The sequence below is a fragment of the Candidatus Hydrogenedens sp. genome (assembly GCA_035378955.1).
In the GTDB taxonomy this organism is placed as follows: Bacteria; Hydrogenedentota; Hydrogenedentia; order Hydrogenedentales; family Hydrogenedentaceae; genus Hydrogenedens.
Genome location: DAOSUS010000126.1, coordinates 1 through 4,668, shown reverse-complemented (window position 1 = coordinate 4,668; position 4,668 = coordinate 1). Strand labels below are relative to the sequence as shown.

The window sequence follows — 4,668 nt, the reverse complement described above, 5'->3', positions numbered from 1 at the left end:
GGCTCTGTTTCTATATAAAATCACATTTTACTTTTGTTGTTATAGGAAGGAAAAAATTAAGCTATATACGATTAAATCTGAGTTGATTTTATATATTCTTGTATTTTTTGATTGTCAGGGTTTATTGTAAGCAAGCGATAGAAGTATTCACGGGCTTTTTCTTTTTCTCCCAACTCCCATAAAACAATTCCCATCGTTTCAAGAATCTCACAATCATCGGGTCGAATACGATGGGCCTGTTTTAAAGCATATAAAGCATCATTCCATCGTATGGTTTTTATATAAAGTAGCGATAAATTTCGCCAGGCAGAAAAATAATTCGGGTTTAGTTTGACCGCAATTTGGAAAGACTGTTCTGCTTCCTTTTTATGTCCTAAGATAAATAAAAGGCTTCCGATTTCAGCCCACCATTCGGGATGATTGGCTTCTTTTTCAAGTGCTTTACGGTAATATTCCAAAGCATCTGGAAAATGTCCCATCTCGGCATATTGGCTTGCCAATTCTGCGAATGAATAAGGATTTTCAGGCTGTTGTTGTGTTTTCTTTTTACCTAAATGTAAATACATTTTTTGCTTCTCAAATATTTTCTCTTTCGATTTACGCTCTCCATAATGATGGATAATAATTTCCTCGTTATCAACAACAGGAATGCCTATTTGTTGTAAGGAAGTGAGCACTGTTTCATGGACGGGTCCCTCAAATTTTATCTCCGGTAGATTGGGAAATAATCGAATTTTTGCACTGGGAAACCAGCCCGGAAATTCATTAGCCCATGGATTATTTTTTTCTGCGTATTGGAAATCACTGCGGTCTGTCCTTTGTGTATAATTTCTTGTCCATAAACGGTAGGCACAAAAAATATTCTTTTCTACTAACTGTCGAAGTTTTACGCTATCTTCAGCGGATAATCGTTCATCGGCGTCGAAAATAAAAATCCATTTGCCTGTGCATAGTTTTAAGGATTCATTGCGTGCATACGCGAAATCATCTTGCCATGGGATGCATTTTACTTTGGCATTTGCAGACTTTGCTATGGATATTGTTTCATCTACAGAACCTGTATCTATAATACAAATTTCATCAACAAAAGATTTAAGATTTTCTAAACATTCCGGGAGAACCTGTTCTTCATCCCTTACAATCATTGCAACAGAGAGAAGGGGAATATTTTTGCTCATGTATCGTTCTCTATGACTGAATCATCCTCTATCCGTAAGCTGCCAGAAGTTTGACTTCGGGGTTTTATATCTACACCGGGAATAGGTATTACAGCACCGGCTTCTAATAGAGCTTCATAAACAGCACGGCTAACGCGTTCTCCACTGGTAACTACATATACCGCACCATTTACCATTACGGCGAATTGCCGAACTATTTTATTTCCCCGCGGGACATCGGTTCCTTTTAACATCATCTCGCGTTCAATCAAAAAGGTTTCATTCTCTGTTACAGATTGAGATTCCTTTATCTCCTGATTTCGTAATAATTGTGTTAGCCAGGTAGGCCGTTTCTGCCGAAACAGCATAAAACAAAATCTCCTTATTTGTTTTTTATATATTATACATCAAAGATTTTCTTTTATCACTTTTTTATTTAATTGGAAGGTGTTTGAGGAAGGGAATCCCTCTGCAAACGAGCGTTGACTGCATCTAATGCGCTCTGAACTAATTCCTTTATGCTATTTTCAATTTCTGTATCCAATATACTTTTAAGTGTGTCTACATCTTCTTTTTCCTTGCCATAACGACCTAACTGCATTATGGCTTCCCGCCGAACGGTGAGCGTTAACTGCTCATCTTTTGCAGACTCACGAAAAAGAGGTAGAAAGGAAGGTATTTCAGACGCAGGAATAGATAAAAGAATATGTTCCCGTTTATCGGGGCTATCCTTTGCCTTATCCCAAAGTGATTGAATTTGCTGAATACCCTCAGGTTCTCCTCGTTTCGCTAATGCCGTTAAAACTTCGAACTGGACACGCGGTTCCGGGTCATTAATATACTTCTTCAAATGGCTTGTAACTTCGGGAGTTTGGATTAAACTCAAAAGCGATATGGCACATACCCGCGTGTTAACTTCCTTATCGGGCTCTGTTAACGGAAGTAATTTCGTTGCCCAGTCTTCTTTCAAATATGGCGTCAGAGCCATCACCGCCAGATATTTTGCTAAAGGCTTTTCCTGCTGATTTTCGAGAACACTAAAAATTTTATTTATTCCTTCTTCGCCATACAAAGAAATTATCTGCGAAGATAAATCTAAAGTGGTCTGATAATCTATATTTTCTCTTCTTAATGTTGTTTGCGTATACCATGCTTGATACAGGTCGTTAAGAGAAGGTTTTGAAATTTGCTCCTTTTGTTTTTCTTTTGGGCTACAAGATAAAAAGGTTGTCGTTAATAAACCAAGAATAAGCAACCAAGAATAGGACACTAAAAAACGATTTCTTTTTTTATAAATCATAATCTTTATTTCACCTCATATATTATTTTGTTTGTATATGATATACCATGCTTTCCCTATATTTCTATCACACGAGTATAAAATATTGACGAATATCCGACATTTTGTCAGTTACAATCCATAGTTTTTATCAGTTCCAAAAATCCGTTTTATATTTTTTTTATTTAATATATTCTATTTCAATGACTTACAGAACATAGATTTATCAATTAATATTGGCATGAATATTGCTTAAATCGTAATACATTTGAATAACAACAATAATGGCACAGGGCAATATAAGGAGTAAAGCCATGAACACACTCAGCATCGCACAAAAAAACACAGACCCACTTGAACGATTAGTAAATTCTGACCATCCAGTTTTGTTAAGAGTCCTTTTAGAGACACTCCGCGAGGACCACGCAACAGACACATCTCACATTCCACCATTGCACCGGGCTGTTCGGTTGGGCATTATGGAAGCAGTCCAGAGTTTATTACAGTTCGGTGCAGACCCCAATGAAAAAAACCATCTGGGAGAAATCCCGCTGCATGTGGCTGTTCGTATTAACAGAGCAGATATTGTTGAGATATTGCTTCCTGTATCGAAAGTGAATACCGTTAGTTATTATGGCCTAACACCCCTTCATTGGGCTTGTCTTTTCGGTTATACCTCGATTGTCGAGTTATTGCTTTTGCACGGTGCCGACCCATGGATTCAAGCAATAGAAATGGATGGCTTATCCCCAAAAGACCTTGCAGAATTAATGGGCTATAAAGAAATATTAAACCTATTCGATACACTCGCGCCTGCTTACTAACTATCCGGAAAAAACGAAATTCAACCTATTGGCCCGAAAAAATAACATATCACCCCTTTAATTTCTTAACCTGGCCTCTCTTTCGCCGGGGTGTAAGGATGCGATTTGGCGAGCTTCAGGCATGACCAATATAATTCCTGACTTTATTAAATGAGCATATATCAACAATTCCCAGCATTGCTCAAATCTCTTTATTAGAAATAGTGAAAAACCGCTCAAAGAATTGTGTTAACTTATTTAATACGCTTTCGCGTTTTTTGGACCGTTCGCCCGTGGCCGTAAAACGTGAAATAGGGGGCAAAACCTTTGCTAAATCGGTGCCTGTGGTTGTAATATATCCATTACGAAATGCATTTTGCATAAATTTATAGGTTTCGTCGTGGTTAAGATTTTCCTGCTTGATTATTTCATCCAGCTCTTCTCTTCTTTTGGTTTCGATGTATTTTTGCCATTCTTCATCTACTACCGAATGAGCATCAAGCGAGGCAATAAATTTCAAAATGAGGTCTTTTTTATTGCGTAGCCCAATACTTGCGTCAATGGCTTTATTAATATCAACCAGTATTTCTTTGTTTTTGATGTGGTCTTTGTGATATTTTTTAATCAACTCTAAAATATAATCAATATTGATTTCCACCTGCTTAATGAGTTCCATTTCAAAGACCAAATCGTCGTTGATAACTTCTTTTTCTCCTTCGGCTGTTTTTCGAAACTCGTTATATAAATCGATGTAGGTGCTATGATAATCTTGCGTATCGCGTTCGGTTAAAATTTCATTACCTTTAAACTCATCAAAAGCCGTTAGTATATTTCTCAATCGCAAAATGGCGCCGTAAAGCTTTATGAAATCTTTTTTAGCTTGATCGCCTGCAATCGGTTCACCTATAGGATATTTATCCAGCAGTTCTTCCACCATAGCTTTATATCCTCGCACTTCTTTATCCCCGTCTTTGTAGCCGTTGTAATAATCAGGATAGGTTCTTAATAGAACAATTCCGCCGGCTTCCTTATCGCCAAAGAGGGCAATGGCTTCGTTGGTGGCTTGTTCCAGATTGCGAAAACAAACAATATTGCCAAAGGTTTTGACGCTGTTTAAAATTCGGTTGGTGCGCGAGTAGGCTTGCAAAAGTCCGTGATACCGTAAATTCTTATCCACCCACAGGGTATTGAGTGTAGTGGCATCAAAACCCGTTAGAAACATATTAACTACCAGTAAAATATCTATCTCCCGATTTTTGACGCGTTCGCTTACATCTTTATAGTAATTTTGAAATTTATCGGAAGAGGTGTCGTACATGGTACCAAACATGGCATTATAGTCTGCAATGGCACTTTCCAAAAAATCGCGTGAGTTTTGGTCGAGTCCGCTGGTGTCTTCGGAATTTTCGTCTATTACTCCGTCAATTTC

At 37.7% G+C, this 4,668-nt stretch carries 5 protein-coding genes; 1 reads left to right on the top strand and 4 read right to left on the bottom strand.

Features of this window, described 5'->3' with window-relative positions:
• Window positions 1–71 precede the first annotated feature (71 nt).
• From PLA12_14395 to PLA12_14385, 3 genes are all read right to left on the bottom strand, one after another.
• On the bottom strand, window positions 72–1,178 hold the full coding sequence (locus PLA12_14395) for a tetratricopeptide repeat protein (GenBank protein ID HOQ33679.1): 1,107 nt from the start codon (window positions 1,176–1,178) through the stop codon (window positions 72–74).
• The gene (locus PLA12_14390) at window positions 1,175–1,525 is read right to left on the bottom strand and encodes a hypothetical protein (protein HOQ33678.1); all 351 of its coding nucleotides are present in this window, start codon (window positions 1,523–1,525) and stop codon (window positions 1,175–1,177) included. The genes PLA12_14395 and PLA12_14390 overlap by 4 nt, the downstream gene beginning before the upstream one ends.
• A gap of 68 nt (window positions 1,526–1,593) precedes the next feature.
• Entirely contained in the window at window positions 1,594–2,457 is an 864-nt protein-coding gene (locus PLA12_14385; protein HOQ33677.1) for a HEAT repeat domain-containing protein, read from the bottom strand.
• Window positions 2,458–2,750: 293 nt separating this feature from the next.
• Here PLA12_14385 and PLA12_14380 point away from each other — a divergent pair, with 293 nt between their 5' ends.
• Window positions 2,751–3,260, top strand: coding sequence for an ankyrin repeat domain-containing protein (locus tag PLA12_14380; protein ID HOQ33676.1), 510 nt, complete (start codon window positions 2,751–2,753; stop codon window positions 3,258–3,260).
• 181 nt (window positions 3,261–3,441) lie between these two features.
• Here PLA12_14380 and PLA12_14375 read toward each other — a convergent pair.
• A partial coding sequence (locus PLA12_14375; protein HOQ33675.1) for a type I restriction endonuclease subunit R occupies window positions 3,442–4,668 on the bottom strand: 1,227 nt, incomplete at its 5' end.

Coding starts and splice junctions, on each gene's coding strand:
- PLA12_14385 (HOQ33677.1), bottom strand. CDS start 2,457: ATGATTTATAAAAAAAGAAATCGTTTTTTAGTGTCCTATTCTTGGTTG.
- PLA12_14380 (HOQ33676.1), top strand. CDS start 2,751: ATGAACACACTCAGCATCGCACAAAAAAACACAGACCCACTTGAACGA.
- PLA12_14395 (HOQ33679.1), bottom strand. CDS start 1,178: ATGAGCAAAAATATTCCCCTTCTCTCTGTTGCAATGATTGTAAGGGAT.
- PLA12_14390 (HOQ33678.1), bottom strand. CDS start 1,525: ATGCTGTTTCGGCAGAAACGGCCTACCTGGCTAACACAATTATTACGA.